The organism is Niallia sp. FSL W8-0951 (genome assembly GCF_038006525.1).
Taxonomy (GTDB): Bacteria; Bacillota; Bacilli; order Bacillales; family Cytobacillaceae; genus Niallia; species Niallia circulans.
This window is the reverse complement of the sequence record NZ_JBBOVK010000001.1, coordinates 3,271,818-3,292,312: the sequence shown is the minus strand read 5'-3', so window position 1 is coordinate 3,292,312 and position 20,495 is coordinate 3,271,818. Positions and strand designations below refer to the sequence as shown.

Genomic DNA, 20,495 nt, shown 5'->3' with positions numbered 1-20,495 from the left:
CTCCTATTGCCTGATTATTTTTTTGTAGCTTTTTTCTGTCAAAATAAAGAGAAATCCATAAATAATTATAAAAACAATGGCCGCAAAAAGACCACATCCTATCACCACAAGCCAGTCATCCATGGCTGCGATTCCTATTAATTTCATTACTAGTGGCAAAGCCATTGTAAGATGCAAGAGAGCGACTGCTAACGGGGTAAAAAACATAATCCAAGTTTGTTGCCGAATCGTTTTCGTCATTTCTCTATCGCTCATTCCGACCCTTTTCATAATGACAAAACGCGTACGATCATCGTAGCCTTCGGAAATCTGCTTATAAAAAATCATTAATGCTGTTTCCGCGAATAAAACAGTACTAATAAATATTCCGAGAAATAATAGGCCGCCAAATCGTACTAATAAAGATTCTTTATAAATGGATTTTGCTTCGACATAGATATTTTCGATGGATTCTGCCTCGTCAGTGATTGCGTGGGAAAGCTTATTCACTGCATCTGGATCTCCTTGTAAAGCGATGTCTTGGAAGCTTTCCGCAGAATCGGGCAATCCAATTTGGTTTGTGAATCTGCTGTTTAGTGGTGCAATAACATAAATCCATTTATTCTCCGGGTTAGTAGATAAGGAGGTGTCTATTGGAAGCTCTTCGATGAGTTTATTCACTTTGAATTGGTGATCAGCTAAGTGAATACTTTGTAGTGGAGTTGTTTTCTCATTCCTTAAAAGCAGTACCTCATCATCAGCCAAGGAAACCTGTTGGTTTGTTAACCTGTTATAGTCGTTCAAGGGTAAAATAAACACAAAGTCGTCCTTCCCATCACCCGTTAGATCAGCAGCAAACTTTCCTCCTTGATAAGAAGTAATAGAGGTAATCTTGACTTTAAAAGCGTCTGCACTTTTTTCTATAAAGGTTTTCAGCTTTGTTTGTTCCGTATTGGATTCTCCACTGCTGCTAATTTTTATATCATACGGAAAACTGTTCGTTAGTATTGTGTTAATGCCCATATATAAAGAAAGTGTTATGGTCATAACCATCAATGTTCCAGTACTTAAAATCGTAATATTGGAGAGGCCAACTGCATTTTGTTTCATTCGATAAAGCATGGTAGATATTAACGTGAAATTATTTTTGCTATAATAAAGGTTTTCCTTACTGCGCAGGGCTTTTAGCAGGGCAATACTAACAGCTATAAAAAGCAAATAGGTAGCTATCGTTACAAATCCGATAGCTAGCAGCATGGAATATAAGTCATTTTTCGGGTCTTTTACGGTAAAGGATAGAATATATCCAACTATTAAAAGCACTCCACCAAGCATAGCAGCTATTAATCTTGTTTTTGGCTCCTTTTCGCCAGCTTCGGCACCCTTCATTAAATCGATTATAGGAACGGAAAGGAGTTGTTTTTTATTAAATAAGTATAGGATAAAAAAGATAACAAAAAACGTAGCGATTGTTTTGAAACATGCTCCTAATGATATAGTGCTTACAGTCAATGGAACATCCATGATGGCCGACATGGCTAATCCTGCCAATTTATTGAAAATAAGGCCTATTAATATACCACTCGTAATTGTTAAGCTTGCAATGATATTATTTTCTAGCAGCAATAGTCTTTGGATATGTTTTCTCTCAAGTCCCAATAAATGATAGAGGCCAAATTCCTTCTTCCGCCATTTCAAAATAAAGCTATTTGTGTACAGTAAGAAAAAGACAGAAAGAACCGTAAATAATAGACTGCCAAATTTCATAACGTCTATGGTGAAGTTCCCTCCGGAAATAGACTTTAATGTTTCGTCTGTCACTAAGCTATTGATGGTATAGTACAAAGAGATGATAACCGTGCAGGTTAGTAGATAGGGAAGGTACATTTTCCGATTTGTTGTAATGTTAGTTACAGCTAATTTGATAAAGACTTTTTTACCCATAAATGTCACCTCTAGCAGCTTTTGCTGCCTGTACTTCGAAGATTCTCTGTATCATATCTTCCTCGGAATGTGTTTTGCGAATTTCTTGTTCCATTTTTCCGTCCTTGATAAATAACACACGGCTTGCCTTACTTGCTGCATGAACGCTGTGTGTGACCATAATAATTGTTTGACCTTTTTCATGAAATAACTGAAATAAATCCAATAGCTCATCTGCGGAGCGAGAATCTAATGCCCCGGTTGGTTCATCTGCTAAAATTAAGCTTGGCGATGTGATAAGCGCCCTTGCGACAGCAGCTCTTTGTTTTTGTCCCCCAGATACTTCATAAGGGTACTTTTCTAAAATGGAGTCTATTCCTAATGTTTTCGCCAACGGCTTAAGTCTTTCTTTCATTTCTGCTACAGACTTATTGGCTAATACAAGCGGTAGAAAAATATTATCTTTTAGACTAAATTGATCGAGTAATTGAAAATCCTGAAAGACAAATCCTAAATGTTCTCTGCGGAATGCTGCCATTTCATCATTTTTGATTTGTTTATAATCTGTCCCGTGTAATATTACATGTCCTTCTGTGACATCCTCTAATGATGCTAATATATGGAGTAATGTTGACTTTCCTGAACCGGATTCCCCCATAATAGCAATATGCTCCCCTTTGTGAACAGTGAAGCTTATATCTGCCAATGCCTCTACCTTTGCGCCAAGCCGGGGTTTATAAACTTTTTTGACATTTTTCACTTGTAAAATTTCCATCATCATACCTCCAACAATAAAAAGCAGCTTATTATTTCGTACTTTAATCATACGGAATAATAAGCTGCTTTTTATTTGCTCTATCTAACAATTATCTTCTTTTTTTCTTCTAAAATTCTTACGAAATTCATACGGTGAGAGGGATGATGACTTTGAATAGAATATGTTGGTCTTCGCTTTTCGCCGTAATGGTACCATGATGTTGTTCGATAATTTGCTTAGCGATTGCTAATCCTAATCCTGTGCCGCCATTTCTAGAGGATCTAGAGGTATCCAAACGAAAGAATTGTTCAAAAATCCGATCTAATTTTTCTTGTTCGATTGGATAACTTTGATTGCTAAATTGAATCACAGCATTACCGTTATCCTGCGTAACGGAAACAATGATGCTGCTATTTTCCAAGCTATAATGCACAGCATTACTAAGGAGGTTATCAAATACTCGTTGAATCTTCTCTGTGTCACAAACGATTTCTACATCCTTGCTTCCGTCCAACTGATACGTTACATTTTTCCTTTTTAAGGCTGGCTGCAGCTCAAATAGTAACTGCTCGAGCATAAAGGAAATATTCACTTTGCTGTAATTTAACGAGACATTAGCTAAGTTAAAGCGGGTAATTTCGAAAAACTCATTGATTAAATCGTCTAACCGCTCTGCGTTATGGAGTGTAACTTGGATAAACTTTTGATGCATCTCATCTGAAATGCTTCTCTCATCCCGCAACAGTGTTAAATATCCGATAATGGAGGAAATAGGTGTTTTTAAGTCATGTGCTAAATAAACAATTAAATCATTTTTTCGCTGCTCAATTTCTTTCCTGGCCTGCTCCTTTTCCCGTAATGCTAATTGCAATCTTTCTATGCTCTCTTCCGTATCTTTTAATATGCCTGGTAGCGGGAAACGGTCTTTCTCTTGATCTTCTTCCAAGCTTATTGTCTCAAAATTTGCTGAAAGGGTAGCTAAATAAGCTATTAATTGTCTTCGCTGAAAATAAATAATAGCAATAATACAAAAGATAAAAAGTAGTGGAGCGAGGGTTAAAATTCGGTTACTAAGCCATTTTAGCGCGGTCCCTAACATCCCATTAAAGAGTTGCTCACTATCTGCTTTTAGGATGAGAACAGAGAGGAGGAATATAACCGCAAAGCAGAAAAGTGCAAGGATAAAAAAACGAATTCTTAAATAATGGCTAATTTGCTTTTGCTTTGCTTGTTTATTCAACTTTATACCCCACTCCCCAAACGGTTTTAATAAATTTCGGCTTTTTGACAGGCTCCTTGAGTTTTTCTCGCAGTCTCGCAATATGTGCCATAACCGTATTGTTGTTTTCTAAAAACTTCTCTCCCCAAACATTCTCAAACAGTTCTTCAGAGGGAATGACTTTGCCCTGATTTTCGGCTAAATACCACAGGATGGAAAACTCAATTGGAGTTAAATCGATTGGTTCCCCAAATAAAGAACAGGTGTGGGTTGCTTTGTTTATTTTTAATCCTCTAATATCATGCTCCTCGACCTGCTGTTTTCCTGTTTTTTCGTTGTAGCTCGTATAACGACGCAAAACAGTTTTCACTCTAGCCATTACCTCGAGAGGATTAAAAGGTTTCGTAATATAATCATCAGCACCAATAGTTAAACCGGTAATTTTATCGAAATCCTCTATTTTGGCTGTTAACATAATGATGGGATAGTAGTATTTTTCTCGAATTTTCTGGCATAATTCAAACCCATCGACATTAGGTACCATTACATCTAATATGGCTAGATCGTACTCTGTATTTTCAATATACTCTAAGGCAAGCTGCCCATCATGAACGGTTGTAACGATGTATCCCTCATTTCTTAAATATAGCTCTAATAATTTCGACAGATCCTCTTCATCTTCAACAAGTAGTATTTTTCGACTCATTTTCTATCTCCTTTTTGGTTTAAACATGATAAATGCTAGGGATGTGGAGTGGAAATATAAATTTACTATACCAAATAATAGGACGAGAGGGGAACTGTCCTTTTGCGTCTTTTTTTACTGAAAGTCTTTCCTAAAAGGGAAAGATAGTATTTAATAGAAATATGGGTAGATATGGGTGAATATACTAAACTATCCATTTTTGTTGTGTTCAAAAAAGAGGAGGAATGGCATGGGCTTTAAAGATGAATTAAAACATGAAATGCGGAATTTAAAAAAGGATATAGAGAAAGAGGTTCAAAAGAGTTGGACCGTTCATTATAAAGGACATGTGATAGAAGTGATCAATCAAATGAAAGAAGAGTTGCTTATCATTGACGGGATAACGGTAGCCCAAAATAAACGGAAATCAATACTATCGCATATTATTCCTTATACAAAGCTATCGGGAGTCCTCACTTTGGAAGATGGGAAAAAGCATAAAGTCTCTGTAAAAATTGGTGGCTACGTAAGTTTAAACTGCAGCATCAAAATTGATAATGAGACTGTTCTGCAGGAATCCGAAAAACTTGAATTTCTGCCCTGGGACCATAAAGAGAAAATAGTTCCGTTTATTCAACGACAAGTTCTAGAAAATAATAGAATAGTAGAAAATACTCTACCAGATGATACGTACTTTTTTGGAGAAGATAATCCACCATTGGAGCCAGGGTTATTTGATATAATCGTGAATGAACCGAAAACGCCATTTTTTGTGAGTAAGCTGATGAAGCTTTTTAAAGAACAGCTGGAACAACCCACTATAAAAACAAGAAAGGCGACATATGATCAAATTATTTTTGACCATATTGCCATCTATCGAGATGAGCTTCTTGACCAGTTAGGGCAAGCAGAATTGGATGAACACATGGCACAGCAAGAGGCATTATGGCTATTAGAGCATGCTGCACATAGAGATGTTGTTAAATTTGCTATTCTGGTTCTCGGGTTTACGAACTGTGAGGAATATCAGGAGCTCTTATATACAATCGGCTTACACGATGAGTTTACCCCATATGCTATATTCGCTATAAGAAGCGGAGGGAAGGGAGTAAATGATCAAATATGGAAACTAGTTCAATCTGTCCAAGGGATTGGTAAAATGACAGCGATTGAGCTAGTGGAAGCGAAAACGCCAGAAATGAAGTATTGGCTGCTTACAAAAGGATGTGAAAATAGGAAATTTGCTGATTTCCTAGCGCATCGTTGTGCAGTAAAGGGAGAGCTAGATGTTGCGCTCTACGAAGTGAATATTTCCAAGGAGCTATACACGGGAGCGGCTATGATTATAGAAGGCTTATTAGACGATGAAAATCAAGACGGCATGGATCAATATCCTTACGCCAGTGCTGTAATGACTCGCCTCCTTCACCACGCCGCAACCCACTGTGAAAGCTTGGAGGATTTTTATCCGATAATGAAAATAAGCGAATTTGTTCATGCCGAAGATGACATTTGGGAAGAGCGATTAAATGGACAATGGAAGCCGCATGAACGCAGGGCAATTCAAGAAGCTGTTCAACCGTTCATAGACAACCCTAAATGGTCACAGCTGGCATTGGATGTATTACAATCGAGCGAGAAGGTAGATTTCCGAGCAATGGAGATAGCTCGATTCTATCAATTAGACATTACGGCACTATTATTTGAAAAGCTGAAGAAAGAGCCGACAAACAGTATATTGTATGGTGCTATCATGGAAACAAGGGATTTACAGTCTATTCAAGATCTTTGTGCCTTCGCAGAAACACATTTTTCTATATCCAGTTTATCGCTGGAAGAACAGTATTGTCTAGAGTATATTATTCAAGATTTACATGAATTTGAGGGTGTAGGGGCTCCATTAGTCCGCGCAGCACTGGAAACTAAAAATGAGAGCTTACGCTGGCAGGGATTAAGCGTGTTGGCAGAATGGTCCCCAGCTATAAGGCAGTTACCAGAAATACAACACAGCCTTAGAACTATAATCAGCACAACAAAAGATAAAGAAGAACGGAAATTGGCCAAGCAGTTGGTGAGATGAGAACAGCAGAGAGACGGTTCTAGTGAGGGATATCTTCATTAGAACCGTCTTTTTGCTTCTTTTTTTAAATGTTTTTTTCGGTAGTTTAAAGAAGAAATGCAATATTTTTTCTTGAAGATGCTTGAGAAGTATTGGCTGTATGTGAAGCCGCATTTTTCTGAAATTGTTTGAATGGTGTTATCTGTTTTTAATAGTATGATTCTTGCTTGCTCTAACCGATAAGAATTTAAATACTCTAATGCGGTGAATTAATAAAATAGTTTCATGTATTTAGATATTGTATTTTCATGTATGTTAAAATGAGCGGTTAATGTATCGTTTGTTAGAGGAAGATGATCATTTTCTCGTAAAAACTGAACAACCTTTTCTGCGATCACATAGCTGCTATCTTTTGCAATTCCTTGAGATTCTAAGAGATTAATTAATGAAAAAAAGCTTAATTGGATATCCCAAAATGAAAGCTCTAAGGATTCGGTTTGTACAGATGTGTATACAAAGTATTTAAATGACATGCAGGAAATCCAGAGAGTTTCACTTCTGCCATTTGTTGAAAAGGAAGGAAGCAAGTATAAGCCTTCTCTTTTATTCGATGTGTTATGAGCTCATAAAATCACGATTGGAGTAAATCGAATCCAATCAGATAGCGTTGTGTTAAATGCAATGGAGCTAATTCAGAAAGTAATTGAAAATCGTTTGTCCATTTCGCTAGAGCTCTAGTTAGTCCATATTTTCGCCAGAAAAATTATGTGCATTGTTTAAGCACGTATAAAAGCTTATATAAAAATTGCAATAATAATATAAATGATAAAAAAGAAGTTCTAAAAATAAAATGAAAACACCATATTTTTTAATTGAAAAATAATAAAATGTTATAACATATAAGAAAGCGCTAACATTATATTTCGAATTCCTTATTGGTGTTTTTACCAATACAATCAATTAATTTGAGATTAGAAAGGACAGGATAACATGAAGCTAAATGTTATAAGATCTTCTTCTACTGAAAGGGCGTTTTTTCCTGGAATTTCTAAAACAGCAAGAACTACATATACTTTGATGGAATATAGTTAGTAAAAAATAAAAAAGGGAGTGATAATTGTATGTACAAACATCATCAAGATTCCATTAACAATTTCATTAATATATATAAAGATAATTTAGAAATCATAGCTGCCATTTTAGGAGGATCGGTTGCAAAAGGTAAAGAAAGAATAGATTCTGATGTAGATATCATGTTAATTGTTAGTGATGAGAAGTATGAGGAACTTACAAAACAGAATAGGCTTTCAGAAGTAATTACGGATAACTGCACTTATGAGAAGGGTTATTTTGACATAAAATACTTTACAAAAGATTATCTCATCCAAGCTTCTAAAGTTGGAAGTGAACCTACTCGAAATGCCTTCGTAGGAGCCCAATGTATATTTACCCATGATTCTGAAATAGTTGAGCTAATTAAGAAAATCCCTATTTATCCAGTCTGGGAAAAGGAAGAAAAAATAATATCATTTTACAGTGCTCTCATGCTAAATAACTTTTATTTTTGGGAACAGGCTATCATCACAAATAATGTCTATTTAAAAACAAGAGCGGCCACGGACATTGTTTTGTTTGGTTCAAGAATGTTACTAGCTTACAATGAGAAACTATTTCCTTGTCAAAAGGGATTAATTTCCACGCTCAGCGAACTGGATCAAAAACCGCAAGATATTGCATATAAAGCCAATTTATTTTTACAAAAACTCGATGAAGATACAAAAAACGATTTTGTATTTTCTATCTTAAATTTTTGTGATTGGAATGTATCAAATGATACGGCAACTATTTTGAGCAGATCGATTGATGATAATGAATTATGGTGGTATAAGAATCGCCCTGTTCTAGCAGAATGGTAATGAGATTTAAATAGAGTGATAGAGGAATATTAAACATACTGATATTATTACAAAATTGAATTTAGAGGTAATATTTACTTACACTAATTTAGAAGTCATCAATAAAAACTCATATGAAATGAAATTAACCTGGACGAATAAAGTTGTGGGAATTATGATGCTGTTTAAGTTTCGTTGCAGAACAAGCAATAGGGGATGGGCTTTATCGTCCGAGCAGCATTCTTTCTTTGTTAATTGGGGTAAAAAGTTAAAATCAATTATAAGATTAATTAAATGAGGAGGAACATTTAATGACTATACTGAACCATAATGGCAATAATTCAAAAATTGATTTCCTAAACACAAAATTTATCGATAATCCATATCCAGCCTATGCTGAGATTCGTAAAAATGATCCAGTACATCGATTTCTATTGCCAAATGGACAATTTGCCTGGATTATATCAAGATATAAAGATGCCGCCAAACTGTTAGCTGACTCTCGTTTTGTTACAAATTATCCTGTCCACTCTTCTATTAAAGGAAATCTGCCTCCACACCAAGAAATAATTTCCAGAAACTTACTTAGTGTAGACCCGAAAGATCATCGCCGATTACGACGTTTAATCCAAAAGGCTTTCACACCAAAAATGGTTGAGAATCTTAGAGGAAGAATAGAGGAAATTGCAGAAGAGTTACTTTTTCAAGTTGAGCATAAACAAGAAATCAACTTGATAGAGGACTATGCCTTTCCGCTTCCTATTATTGTTATATGCGAAATGTTGGGTGTTCCCTTAAAAGATCAGGAAAAATTCAGGGAATGGTCGAATGTGATCATGGAAGGAGTTAGTAATCCAGAGCTTTCTCAAAAGACTGAAAACGCGATGATTTCCTTTATCCAGTATTTAGAGGAATTAATTGCCGAAAGAAGAAGGCATCTTCAAGATGACTTAATTAGTGATCTTCTGCGTGTGGAGGATGAAGGAGATGTATTAAGTGAAAATGAATTATATGCACTTGTTTTCGTTTTAATCATTGCCGGTCATGAAACAACTGTTAATCTTATTGGGAATGGTATTCTTGCCTTATTAGAACATCCTGAACAGAAAGAAAAATTAGTATCTCACCCTGAGCTTATTCATGGTGCAATTGAAGAAATATTGAGATATAACGGTCCTGCCGAAGTTAGCAATGTCCGTTTTGCAACAGAGGATGTCATCATTGAAGGAAAGCATATTAAAAAGGGGGATATGGTATTTATAGCATTAGCAGCTGCCAACCGTGACGATAATCACTTTATTGAACCAGATTCATTTGATATAACCCGTGAAGCTAATACCCATATCGCGTTTGGTAAAGGAGTTCATTTCTGTCTGGGAGCTCCACTCGCAAGACTGGAAGGTGAAATTGCGATTAATAAACTGCTGAAAAAAATACCGCAAATAAAATTAAAAGAGGATTTAAACACAATTGAATGGCGACCTGGGATTATTATTCGCGGAGCAAAAGAAATTCCGCTTACTTTTTGAAGTATATAATTGGAAAAAGTAATAAATACTATGCCTAAAAGATTTGGTTGCAATATGGGCTGCCAAATCTTTTAAATTAACTTTTAAGCAACAGTATTTCCAACACAGTGAACTTCATAAATCAGTAGTACTAACTATTTTCTTTCCCAACTGTTTTAGTTAAAATAGCAAATCCCTGACAATGTTGACTATACTCTTCTACACTTGGACCATCCTGATATAATCCATAAGCACCTCTACAGAATGTATTTATTGCCTTTTTAACTTTTAGAGGGCGCAGTAAATAACAGTTTGTCTGCAATAATTTCTGTCATAATATCCAAACATCCTTATATACCTCCATTATTATAAACAAAAGAAGAAGTGACTTTTTCTTTTCACGATAGAAATTCTTTCCTATTGACCAAAAAGTAATAAAGTGATAAAATTATTTCGAATTAAAGATATCTTAATTAATTATATTTTTTATATAAATATCTCAATTTCGAGATAATTAATAGGAGGAAATAAATAATGAATGAGTTAAAAGGACTTCATCATATTACAGCAATTACAAGCAGTGCCGAAAAAATTTATGAGTTTTTTACCTATGTATTAGGACTAAGATTAGTTAAGAAAACAGTAAATCAGGATGATATTCAAACCTACCATCTATATTTCACGGATGATGTCGGCAGTCCAGGTACGGATATGACATTTTTTGATTTTCCTGGAATACCAAAAGGAGTGCACGGCACAAATGAGATTTCCAAAACATCTTTCCGAGTGCCGACAGATGTAGCTTTAGAATATTGGGTAAAACGCTTTGATAAGTATGAAGTGAAGCATAAAGGAATTCAAGAACAGTTTGGGAAAAAGACATTGTCATTCGTAGATTTTGATGACCAGCAATATCAACTGATTTCAGATGAAAAAAATGAAGGAGTTGCATCAGGGACTCCGTGGCAAAATGGACCAGTTCCATTAGAATTCGCGATTACAGGATTAGGACCAATATTTGTTCGGACTGCTTACTTGGATTACTTTAAGGAAGTATTAGAAAAAGTGTTTTTAATGAAAGAAGCTTCTCAAGAGGGTTCATTCCATCTATTTGAAATGGGTGAAGGAGGAAATGGTGCCCAAGTTATCGTAGAATTTAACACCATTCTTCCACAAGCAAGACAAGGGTTTGGTACCGTTCACCATGCTGCTTTCCGAGTAGAAGATCGTGGCGAATTAGATCAATGGCAAGAACGTTTGAGCAGTTTTAAATTGCCAAACTCCGGTTTTGTAGAGCGCTATTATTTTGGTTCTTTATATTCCAATGTTGCACCGCAAATCTTATTTGAATTAGCAACAGATGGGCCTGGATTTATGGGAGACGAGCCATATGAAACATTAGGAGAAAAATTATCCTTACCACCATTTCTCGAACCAAACCGTGAAAAAATTGAAAAGCTCGTAAGACCAATAAACACCGTGCGCAGTAATATAGAAATCAAGAAAGAATACTTGTAAAGCAAACAGAGGGATGGTTCTATAGAGGTTAATGACTTCAATAGAACCAGCCTTTTTTTTATATATAGAATCATATATTTACTGTCCTCACAAGATCCATCACTCTGGCAAATAAGATTATCTTATACTATATTTAAATTTATAGTGTTTGAGGAAAGTAGGGTTAGTGTAATGAAAACGACGATTTATCAAGTGGCAGAGAAAGCTGGGGTTTCTATTTCTACTGTTTCGAAAGTTATAAATAATACGGGACGTATTAGTGAGGAAACGCGGAAAAAAGTCAAACGCATTATGAAGGAATTGAATTTCCAACCAAGTGTGGTGGCTTCTGCCTTAACGGGAAAGCAGACGAAAACAATTGGTTTTCTTATTTCTGATATATCCAATCCCTTTTATGCAGAAGTTGCGCGGAAAGTAGAAAATAGAAGTAGAGAACTTGGCTTTCATGTCATGATGTGCAGTACTGATAATGAAGAAGAAAAAGAAAAAAATTATTTATCCTTGTTAACTAGACAGCGTGTCGATGGATTAATTATAGCTTCTGAGTTTCATAATACGGATATATTGGCAGAAGTGATTGAAAATCAGCAATTGCCAGTTGTACTGATTGCTTCTGATATTCCTAAGCTTCCCATTCATTCCGTCAGAGTTGACGACTATCAGGGGAGTTATTTAGCCACTTCTCATTTAGTGCAGCTAGGACATCAGCGAATTGCCATGATAGCCGAGAAAATTAGAAGTAATCATCAACGGGTAGTAGGTTATAAAGATGTTTTAGGAGAATATGATCTCCCTTTATATGATGAATATGTTATCTATACAGAGGCTACTCATCAAAGGGGCTATGAAGCTGCGATGAAGCTTCTTTCATTGGAGAATAGACCAACAGCTATTTTTGCAAGTAATGATTTATTAGCAACAGGTATTATTAAAGCAGCGAAGAATTTAGACATAGAAGTTCCTAATAAACTTTCGGTGGTTGGCTTTGATAATACTATTTTATCAACGGTTATTACCCCGGCATTAACGACTATAGCACAGCCTGTTCAGGAAATGGCTTCGAAAGTAGTCGATTTGCTTATGGAAGAAATGGAGCAGCCAAGTAAATATAAACAGCGTCTACTATTTACTCCCGAATTAATCATTCGCGATTCTACGTTGTGATACGAAATGTAAAATGAGTTGACATCAAAGTTGCTCAATAGTTACTCAAATAATGAAAAAATCATGAGAACTTTTTTAATAAATCATGTTGCAATAAATGGGATTATCAGCTAAAATGAACCTAGCTGCAAAAGAAAGCGTTTTACCAAAAGGTTTTGGTATGACCAATCATCTATGTAACTACCAAATCTAAAGTAGAAAAAGGAGGGGATTTATAACTCTAATACTTTATGGTTGTATCTGTTCAATAATGAAGAACTAAGGGGATTCAAAGATTAAACAGTATATAGGGAGTGATTAGGTGAATAAAAAAACAAAATGTGCTGTTATGGGAATTGGCAGATTGGGATATTGGCATGCTGTAAATGCATCAACAAGAATTCAACATGTAGAAGTCGCTGCTATTTTTGATATTGATATAATCCGAGCGGAGAAAGTAGCAAGGGAGTTAGAGATTCCTAAATTCACTTCAAATGCAGAGGCGATATTTCAAGATGAGACGATAGAAGCCGTTATCATTGCTACGCCAACAAGTACCCATTTTGAATTTTTAAAGCAGGCTTCTTTTGCTAATAAAAAGATTTTTGTGGAAAAGCCATTGACCATTGATATACAGGAGGCAAAAGAGATTACTAGTTTAATTGATAAGAATCATACATATTGCCAATTGGGCTTTATGAGAAGATATGACCCGGCATACGCGGAAGCCAAAAAGAGGATACTTGCTGGAGACATTGGGAAACCGCTTTACTTCAAAGGCATATCAAGGGATCCAGATTGTCCTCACGAAAGCTTTATTCAGAACAGCGGCGGAATTTTTGTGGACGTCTCTATTCATGATTTTGATATAGCAAGATATTTATTAGCATCCGAAATCAGCAAGGTTTCCGCTAATGGGAAAGTAGTTAAATATCCTTTTGTGGAAAAATATAACGATATTGATCAAGCGCTTTCCTATATAGAGTTTGAATCAGGTGCAGCTGGCGATGTTGAAGCTAGCAGAAATGCTTACTATGGCTATGATATTCGCGCCGAAATTATTGGTTCAGAAGGAACCATAGTGGTAGGAGATAACTTACAGCAGCATAATCTTCATATCTTTACAAAGGCAGGTAAGACACATAATATTCTCCCTCATTTTCCAGAAAGATTCGCAGATGCTTACTATTTAGAATTAGATGATTTCTTTCGAGGCATTCGAGAAAATAAACATGCTTCCGTTACAGCTTACGACGGATTGAAAGCGCTTCAAATTTCTTATGCAGCAAGATCTTCTTATCTAACACAACAACCGGTCTCATTAGCAAAGGAAGAAAGTGCCATAGCAAATATAGATTAATTGGTTCAGCTCATCTTTATTGTCATTACTATTAAAAAAAATAATCGAGAATAGAGGGGTATATGCTATGAAAAAATTGGGTTTGTTGCTTACGATTATTGGTTTAGTAATTGCGATGGTGGGATGTGGCAAGAGTGCATCCGGAAGCGGGGAAGATGGAAGCGTTGCGGTTGTATTGAAAACATTGAGTAGTCCTTACTGGAAGTATGTAGAAGCAGGAGCGAAGGCAGCAGGAAAAGACTTAGGTGTGGATGTTACTATTGTGGGACCTGCTTCTGAGTCACAAATTATGGAACAAGTAAACATGATTGAGGATTCTTTAAACCAAGGGATAGGTGCACTTGTTGTATCTCCAACCCAACCAGATACTGTCGTACCAGTGTTAGAGCAAGCGAATGTGCCGGTCCTTTTTATTGATACGGACGCCGATTTTTCTGGAAAAACTTCTTTTATTGGTACAGATAATTTAACAGCAGGGAAAGAGGGCGGAAAACTGCTTGCTTCTTTCCTAAAAAAAGGGGATGAAGTTGCTCTGCTTGGTGGAGCGTTAGGAAATACAGCAATGGATCAACGTATTAAAGGTGCGAAAGAGTCTCTAGAAGAAGCAGGAATGGTTATTGTGGCTGAGCAGCCTGCAGATAGTGATAAAACAAAAGCTAATTCAGTAGTGGAAAATATTTTGCAAAATAATCCTAATATTAAAGGGATATTTTCGGCAAATGATGATATGGCAATAGGGGCGTTACGTGCGACAGAGTCGAAGGGAATTAAACTTCCGATTATTGGAACAGATGGAACTGCTGAAGCAATTCAATCGATTATAGATGGAGATTTAGCTGGATCTATTGCCCAAAATCCATATGAAATGGGCTATAAAGGGGTGGAAAATGCTGTTAAAGCAATGAAGGGGGAAAAAGTAGAATCAAGAATCGATAGTGGAATTGATATCATTACGTCTGACAATGCGCAGGAGAAATTAGATTTCCTTGAAGGAATCGCAAAATAATGAAAGTAACTATATGAGTTCTACTGTCTATTTGAGGATGAATTCGTATAAATGTTCTTTATAACAGATATCTTCGTAACTAGAAAACATGGAAATAGAAGCTTAGAAAGGAGAACAAGTATGGAAGATGGGAACCAATTGCTTGTGATGAAAGGGATTAAAAAAAGCTTCTCAAATAATCATGTCCTAAAAGGGATTGATCTCGAAATAAAGGCGGGAGAAGTCCATGTTCTATTAGGAGAAAATGGTGCCGGAAAATCAACATTAATTAAAATTTTGACTGGTGCATATGAGAAAGATGGCGGAGAAATATATTGGGAGAATCAATTAGTCTCCATCAATTCCCCTGTCGATTCTATGAAGATAGGCATTGCCACGATTTATCAAGAGTTAAACGTTATCCCACAGCTTAAAGTATATGAAAACATTTTTTTAGGGAGAGAATTGAAAAACAAGGGAAAATTATCTTTTTTAAATCGAAAAAGCATGCATGAAAAAGCGAAGGAATATTTACGAATGCTTGGGCAGGACCCATCGATTGCGGATAAAGAATTAAGTGAATTAGGAATGGGGCAGCAGCAACTTGTTGAAATTGCGAAGGCCCTAACTTTGGATGCAAAATTACTCATTATGGATGAGCCAACATCGAGTTTAAGCGGGGCAGAAGTAGAACAATTATATGATACAGTTGAGAATTTAACGAAAAAGGGAATGGCAATCGTTTTTATATCCCATCGCTTGGAAGAAATTAAGCGAATAGGGGATCGAGTAACCATTTTAAGAGATGGCTATAAAATTGAGACATTGCCTGTAAAAACAACTAGTAGCGATCAATGGATTGAGTTAATGGTTGGAAGGTCATTAGATGAAAAATATCCGAAGAAGAATTTTCCATTAGGAAAGGAGGGGTTCCGAGTTGAAAATTTAACAGTGAAAGGGACTCTTCATCCAATAAATTTTCATGTTAATCACGGAGAAATTGTTGGATTTTCTGGTTTGGTGGGTGCGGGCAGAACAGAACTTGCAAGGGCGATCTTTGCAGCCGATCCAAAAGATGGGGGGAAGATTTTTGTAGAAGGAAAAGAAGTTTCCATCCGAACACCGAGAGATGCTATCAATGCAGGAATTGCCTTTATTACAGAAGATCGTAAAAGTGAAGGCTTGCTATTGGATCAGCCGCTTGATTTTAATATCGCATTAGCTAATATGAAGGGCTTTCAAGGAAAAAAATCAAAGTTGATCAATCCTCAGCAAATTAGAAATGTGGCCAATTCATATATTCAAGAGCTTCAGGTCAGGCCGAATAATGTGGAGCTAAATGCAAGAAAACTAAGTGGAGGAAACCAGCAAAAAGTTGTGATTGCAAAATGGCTGGAAACGAAAGCAAAGGTGTTTATTTTTGATGAGCCAACGAGAGGGATTGATGTTGGAGCGAAGGTAGAAGTATATCGGTTAATGAATCAGCTGGTAGAAAACGGTGCGACTGTGATAATGATATCTTCAGATTTACCTGAAATTCTTGGTATGTGTGACCGTATTATTGTCATGCATGAAGGAAAGATAACTGCTACTTTAGATCGAACAGAAGCGACACAAGAAACGATTATGAAAGCAGCTACAGGAGGGTGATAGTATGTCAAAAGCAGCGATAAATGATGTGCAGGCAGAAATTAAGGCCCAGGAAAGAAAAAAATCATTCCGATATTATTTAGATAAATTTGGTGCGGTTATTGGCTTAGTTGCACTAAGCATTATTTTAACGTTTTTATCCGATCGATTTTTGACACTAAATAACTTAATGAATATTGCTCGTCAATCTTCTATTAATGCTTTACTAGGACTCGGGATGCTGCTGCCGATCTTAACAGCGGGCATTGATTTATCTGTTGGGTCTATTCTTGCTATATCCATTATGGTAATGGGAGTCGTGGTTGTGAATATGGGAGTTCCTCCTGTAGTTGGAATTTTAGTATGTTTATTAGTGGGGGGATTCTTTGGCTGGTTAAACGGAATTATGCTGACAAAGCTGCGTTTACCACATCCGTTTATATCCACTTTAGGAACAATGAATATAGCGAGAGGGTTAGCCCTTATTATCACAGCAGCAGCTCCAATCGCTGGTTTTCCTTATTTGATTCAATTTTTGGGGAGAGAGTTTGTCGGTCCTATTCCGGTTAGTTTCGTATTGGTTCTTATTATGTATGTTATCTTCCATCTTTTCTTAACCCGTACGAAAACAGGAAGATATATTTATGCAATTGGCGGTAATAAGGAAGCTGCACACTTATCAGGAATTAATGTAAACAGAGTCCTAATCATTGTTTATTCCATAAGTGGCTTTATGGCCGCACTTGCAGGATTAGTAATGGTGGGGCGAGTAAATTCTGCCTTTCCACTTGCAGGCCTTTCGTATGAATTAGATGCCATTGCAGCAGTAATTATAGGCGGCGCCAGCTTCTTTGGTGGAGTTGGAACCGTATGGGGAACCTTAATTGGAGCCATGATTATAGCCGTTCTCCGCAATGGATTAAACCTCTTGAACGTATCAGCAGACTTTCAAATGACCGTAATTGGGGTGGTTATTATAGCAGCAGTATTCGTAGATGTTATCAGACAAAGAAGATCAAAAAAAGATTAAAGGAAATGAAGGGAGGGTTCTTGTAGAGTTGAATCCTTCTCACAAGAACCGTCCCTGTGCTTGCCCTTTATAGATAGGGAACTTTTCTAGGCTGATAAGAAATAGTTTCTGCTGAATAGATCTCTATGAGTAAATGATGTCCTAACATTTTGGCTTGAATAAGGACGGGAAGTTCGTAGTTATTTTCAAAAACAAAATCTGGTCCGTCCCAGCTGACGGTGGCATCTCGCTTGGGCGGAACATAAGAGATTTTTCTACTATGTGAATATCGTTGAATGATATTTAATCCCGCATTATCTACAGCATTAAAAAGGGTAGAGGAAACTTGGCAAATTCCACCGCCAATATCTTCTGAAAATTTCCCATGAATAATTACAGGAGCCTGTAAATATCCCTTTTCCACAGTCCTTTTCCCAACAATTTGATTAAAGGAAAATTTTTCATTTGGAAAAATGACACTGTTATTAATCGCTTCTGTAGCTAGGGAAATATTCATGCTCCGTTCTTTATTCCCCTTGTTAAAAGATGTTATATATCTGCCTATTTTTTTGCGGCGAATACTTTCTAACAGTTCACTATCTACCTTAGGATAAATCACTTCTAGGGGGTACCCTTTGTTACTAGAAGTATCATTAAAATAATGTGCATACATTTGCTCTATAAATTTAACTCGATGCAGACGATAACCAACTTCTTCAGGGACAATCCCTCCATATTTATTGACGGCAGCATCTTTTGGTGCGATATACACTTTTTTATCTATTTCATCCATTACTTTATTGAACTCATCTGTATGGATAACAGGTAAACCAGGGGACTTCCATAAAAAATTTTCTTCTTTCTTAACTTTAGGTTGTGATATACTTTCTGTTGCTTTAATAAAATCACCTGATAAAAGTACAGAATGAGAAAATAGCAGCACTCCGAGTAAAAAATGAACATACATAAGAAATACCTCCGTAAAGATCTCCGTTATTCATTAATATGTGTTTGTTTTTTTTATTTAATGTACTTAATTGTAATTTTAATGAGGTAGTAGAGGTATTCACTTGGAAGTGCGAAGATTGTAAAGAAGCAGAGAGACATTTTTGGATGCTGCTTTGGCTGATAGTCTCTCTACTTTGGCTGATAAGCCCTCGAGTTTGGCTGATAAGTCCCCGAGTTTGGCTGATAAGCCCCCGAGTTTGGCTGATAAGTCCTCGAGTTTGGCTGATAAGTCCTCGAGTTTGGCTGATAAGCCCTCGAGTTTGGCTGATAAACCCCCGAGTTTGGCTGATAAGCCCCCAAGTTTGGCTGATATCCACCTGTTTTTGTGAGGCTATGACTTCACAATAACCGTTTTTCTATCTATCTTTTTTAATAATGGTGTACGCACCGCTAAACATGGCCATTAGCAGTCCAGCTATTGGGAAGATAATCCAATTGATATGCCAGTTTCCATACACGATGCCAGTAATTAAGAAAATGACAACAGCTAGTGGCCAGATAACCGCTGCAAAGGCACCGATTACTTTATCCTCTTTTTCTTTTTCGAAGGAATAGTCTTCAACTTTTAACAGCTTTTCATATGCATCTTTTTTGCCGCCACTAATAATAAATAGATATACTGCTATTGCAATAAAGGCTAATAAAAGACAGACCCCATAAACCGCTGCTTGATCACTGATACCAGAGGTTACTAGTATTGCAATTGGGGATAAAATACATAATGCTACACCGATAATTACGGAACGAAAAAAGATTGGCTGATAAGCATCTTTTTCTGCCGTTATTTTCTTTTTTAAAGGAATGGAAAGCTCAAAACTAGCTGTTTTTTCCATAAATTTATATTTTTCTAAAAGCTGGCCACTATAAATGAATAAACTAACAGCGATTGCTACGAATAAAAGTAATTGAGCAACACCGATTAAAGTGGCTGTGTTTTCGGTTATGCCGTTCAGCAATCCTTGATCATACATTTGAAGGCTGAGAATTAGCAGGGCGGAACCAAGTATACACAGCATCACACCGATACCGATAAAATTCATTGCCTTTGCTGTTTTTTGTAAAAAAGTTGTTACTTCTTCTTCAGTAAGTTGGCGTTCTAATGATGTTTCCTCGGTTAAGGGAAGATCAAGCTCACTTAACAGTTCATCCATATTCCCAAATTCAGAGATGACAATCCCAATTGCTTCATGTTCCATTTTTCCAGCCTTTTTTAATTCATTATATTTATCCTCCATATTTGAGAGCATTTCTTGTTTCAGTGTTTCCATTTCTAAAGTTTTTGGTAAGCTGGCAAAGACATTGTCTAAATAATTTATAATGCTATTCATTATATCCCTCCTTAATAAATAAGTTAATTACTTCCTGGGTTACGAACCATTCTTGGCATTTTTCCTGATAATATTTTCTGCCTTCTGACGTTATGGTGTAATAAGTTCTTCTTTTTCCAAATTCTCCTTCTTTGTAATAGGAATGAATATAGTTATTTTTGATTAATCGATTAAACGCAGAATAAAGGGTTGTTTCTTTAATAATGTATTTTTCGTTAGTTAATGTTCGTATATCTTTTGAAATTTCATAACCATAAGAATCCTTTTCTAATAGTAAAAAAAGAATGATGGTGTCATTATATCCGCGAATGACATCACTGCTAATCAAAAAATCACCCCTTCCAAATACTTCATCTATCATACTATGTCTGTCGTAGTAATTATACTTTACCATATATACTACGACAGGTGAAGTAAAAATGTTAAAAATTTCTGATTTCCCTTTCTTTACATAAATTTTATGTTTATTAATACTTGCTTAAAGGTTCCT

General features: G+C 36.2%; 17 protein-coding genes and 1 pseudogene. 9 read left to right on the top strand and 9 right to left on the bottom strand.

Annotated elements, in window-relative coordinates:
• Window positions 1-3 precede the first annotated feature (3 nt).
• The 4 genes from NSS71_RS16175 to vanR form a co-directional block, all read right to left on the bottom strand.
• The gene (locus NSS71_RS16175; RefSeq protein WP_341151821.1) at window positions 4-1,923 is read right to left on the bottom strand and encodes an FtsX-like permease family protein; all 1,920 of its coding nucleotides are present in this window, start codon (window positions 1,921-1,923) and stop codon (window positions 4-6) included.
• Window positions 1,916-2,677 carry an ABC transporter ATP-binding protein gene (locus tag NSS71_RS16170; RefSeq protein WP_047942122.1) on the bottom strand — a complete coding sequence of 254 codons (762 nt, stop codon included), beginning with the start codon at window positions 2,675-2,677 and terminating at the stop codon, window positions 1,916-1,918. The genes NSS71_RS16175 and NSS71_RS16170 overlap by 8 nt, the downstream gene beginning before the upstream one ends.
• Window positions 2,678-2,804: 127 nt before the next feature.
• A complete protein-coding gene (locus NSS71_RS16165; protein ID WP_082138317.1) occupies window positions 2,805-3,899 on the bottom strand; it encodes a sensor histidine kinase in 1,095 nt (364 codons plus the stop codon).
• On the bottom strand, window positions 3,892-4,584 hold the full coding sequence (gene vanR / locus NSS71_RS16160; RefSeq protein ID WP_047942123.1) for a VanR-ABDEGLN family response regulator transcription factor: 693 nt from the start codon (window positions 4,582-4,584) through the stop codon (window positions 3,892-3,894). The genes NSS71_RS16165 and vanR overlap by 8 nt, the downstream gene beginning before the upstream one ends.
• A gap of 229 nt (window positions 4,585-4,813) precedes the next feature.
• On the opposite strand from vanR, the gene NSS71_RS16155 reads away from it, so the two are divergent.
• Window positions 4,814-6,643 carry a hypothetical protein gene (locus tag NSS71_RS16155; protein ID WP_341151820.1) on the top strand — a complete coding sequence of 610 codons (1,830 nt, stop codon included), beginning with the start codon at window positions 4,814-4,816 and terminating at the stop codon, window positions 6,641-6,643.
• Between the two features lie 38 nt (window positions 6,644-6,681).
• Here the strand turns inward: NSS71_RS16155 and NSS71_RS25725 are convergent.
• Window positions 6,682-6,876 (bottom strand): annotated as a pseudogene (locus NSS71_RS25725) (helix-turn-helix domain-containing protein); the annotation flags it as partial.
• 15 nt (window positions 6,877-6,891) lie between these two features.
• Entirely contained in the window at window positions 6,892-7,155 is a 264-nt protein-coding gene (locus NSS71_RS16150) for a hypothetical protein (RefSeq protein ID WP_141231683.1), read from the bottom strand.
• A 588-nt stretch (window positions 7,156-7,743) separates the two neighbouring features.
• Here NSS71_RS16150 and NSS71_RS16145 point away from each other — a divergent pair.
• From NSS71_RS16145 to NSS71_RS16110, 8 genes are all read left to right on the top strand, one after another.
• Entirely contained in the window at window positions 7,744-8,538 is a 795-nt protein-coding gene (locus NSS71_RS16145; RefSeq protein ID WP_095259264.1) for a nucleotidyltransferase domain-containing protein, read from the top strand.
• A 290-nt stretch (window positions 8,539-8,828) separates the two neighbouring features.
• Window positions 8,829-10,046: a cytochrome P450 family protein gene (locus NSS71_RS16140; protein WP_047942129.1), complete on the top strand. Its 1,218-nt coding sequence runs from the start codon at window positions 8,829-8,831 to the stop codon at window positions 10,044-10,046.
• Between the two features lie 513 nt (window positions 10,047-10,559).
• A complete protein-coding gene (locus tag NSS71_RS16135) occupies window positions 10,560-11,543 on the top strand; it encodes a ring-cleaving dioxygenase (RefSeq protein ID WP_341151819.1) in 984 nt (327 codons plus the stop codon).
• Window positions 11,544-11,714: 171 nt separating this feature from the next.
• Window positions 11,715-12,707 carry a LacI family DNA-binding transcriptional regulator gene (locus tag NSS71_RS16130; protein ID WP_047942131.1) on the top strand — a complete coding sequence of 331 codons (993 nt, stop codon included), beginning with the start codon at window positions 11,715-11,717 and terminating at the stop codon, window positions 12,705-12,707.
• 301 nt (window positions 12,708-13,008) lie between these two features.
• Window positions 13,009-14,046 (top strand): Gfo/Idh/MocA family oxidoreductase, encoded by a 1,038-nt coding sequence (locus tag NSS71_RS16125; RefSeq protein ID WP_172885249.1) that lies wholly within the window; start codon window positions 13,009-13,011, stop codon window positions 14,044-14,046.
• A gap of 67 nt (window positions 14,047-14,113) precedes the next feature.
• A complete protein-coding gene (locus NSS71_RS16120) occupies window positions 14,114-15,052 on the top strand; it encodes a sugar ABC transporter substrate-binding protein (RefSeq protein WP_047942133.1) in 939 nt (312 codons plus the stop codon).
• Window positions 15,053-15,172: 120 nt separating this feature from the next.
• A complete protein-coding gene (locus tag NSS71_RS16115; protein WP_341151818.1) occupies window positions 15,173-16,681 on the top strand; it encodes a sugar ABC transporter ATP-binding protein in 1,509 nt (502 codons plus the stop codon).
• Between the two features lie 4 nt (window positions 16,682-16,685).
• Window positions 16,686-17,690: an ABC transporter permease gene (locus tag NSS71_RS16110; RefSeq protein ID WP_047942135.1), complete on the top strand. Its 1,005-nt coding sequence runs from the start codon at window positions 16,686-16,688 to the stop codon at window positions 17,688-17,690.
• 67 nt (window positions 17,691-17,757) lie between these two features.
• Here the strand turns inward: NSS71_RS16110 and NSS71_RS16105 are convergent, their stop codons facing one another.
• From NSS71_RS16105 to NSS71_RS16095, 3 genes are all read right to left on the bottom strand, one after another.
• Window positions 17,758-18,636, bottom strand: coding sequence for a VanW family protein (locus NSS71_RS16105; protein WP_341116553.1), 879 nt, complete (start codon window positions 18,634-18,636; stop codon window positions 17,758-17,760).
• A gap of 397 nt (window positions 18,637-19,033) precedes the next feature.
• The gene (locus NSS71_RS16100) at window positions 19,034-20,005 is read right to left on the bottom strand and encodes a permease prefix domain 1-containing protein (protein ID WP_095320883.1); all 972 of its coding nucleotides are present in this window, start codon (window positions 20,003-20,005) and stop codon (window positions 19,034-19,036) included.
• Window positions 19,998-20,333: a PadR family transcriptional regulator gene (locus NSS71_RS16095; protein ID WP_047944476.1), complete on the bottom strand. Its 336-nt coding sequence runs from the start codon at window positions 20,331-20,333 to the stop codon at window positions 19,998-20,000. The genes NSS71_RS16100 and NSS71_RS16095 overlap by 8 nt, the downstream gene beginning before the upstream one ends.
• Window positions 20,334-20,495: the final 162 nt, after the last annotated feature.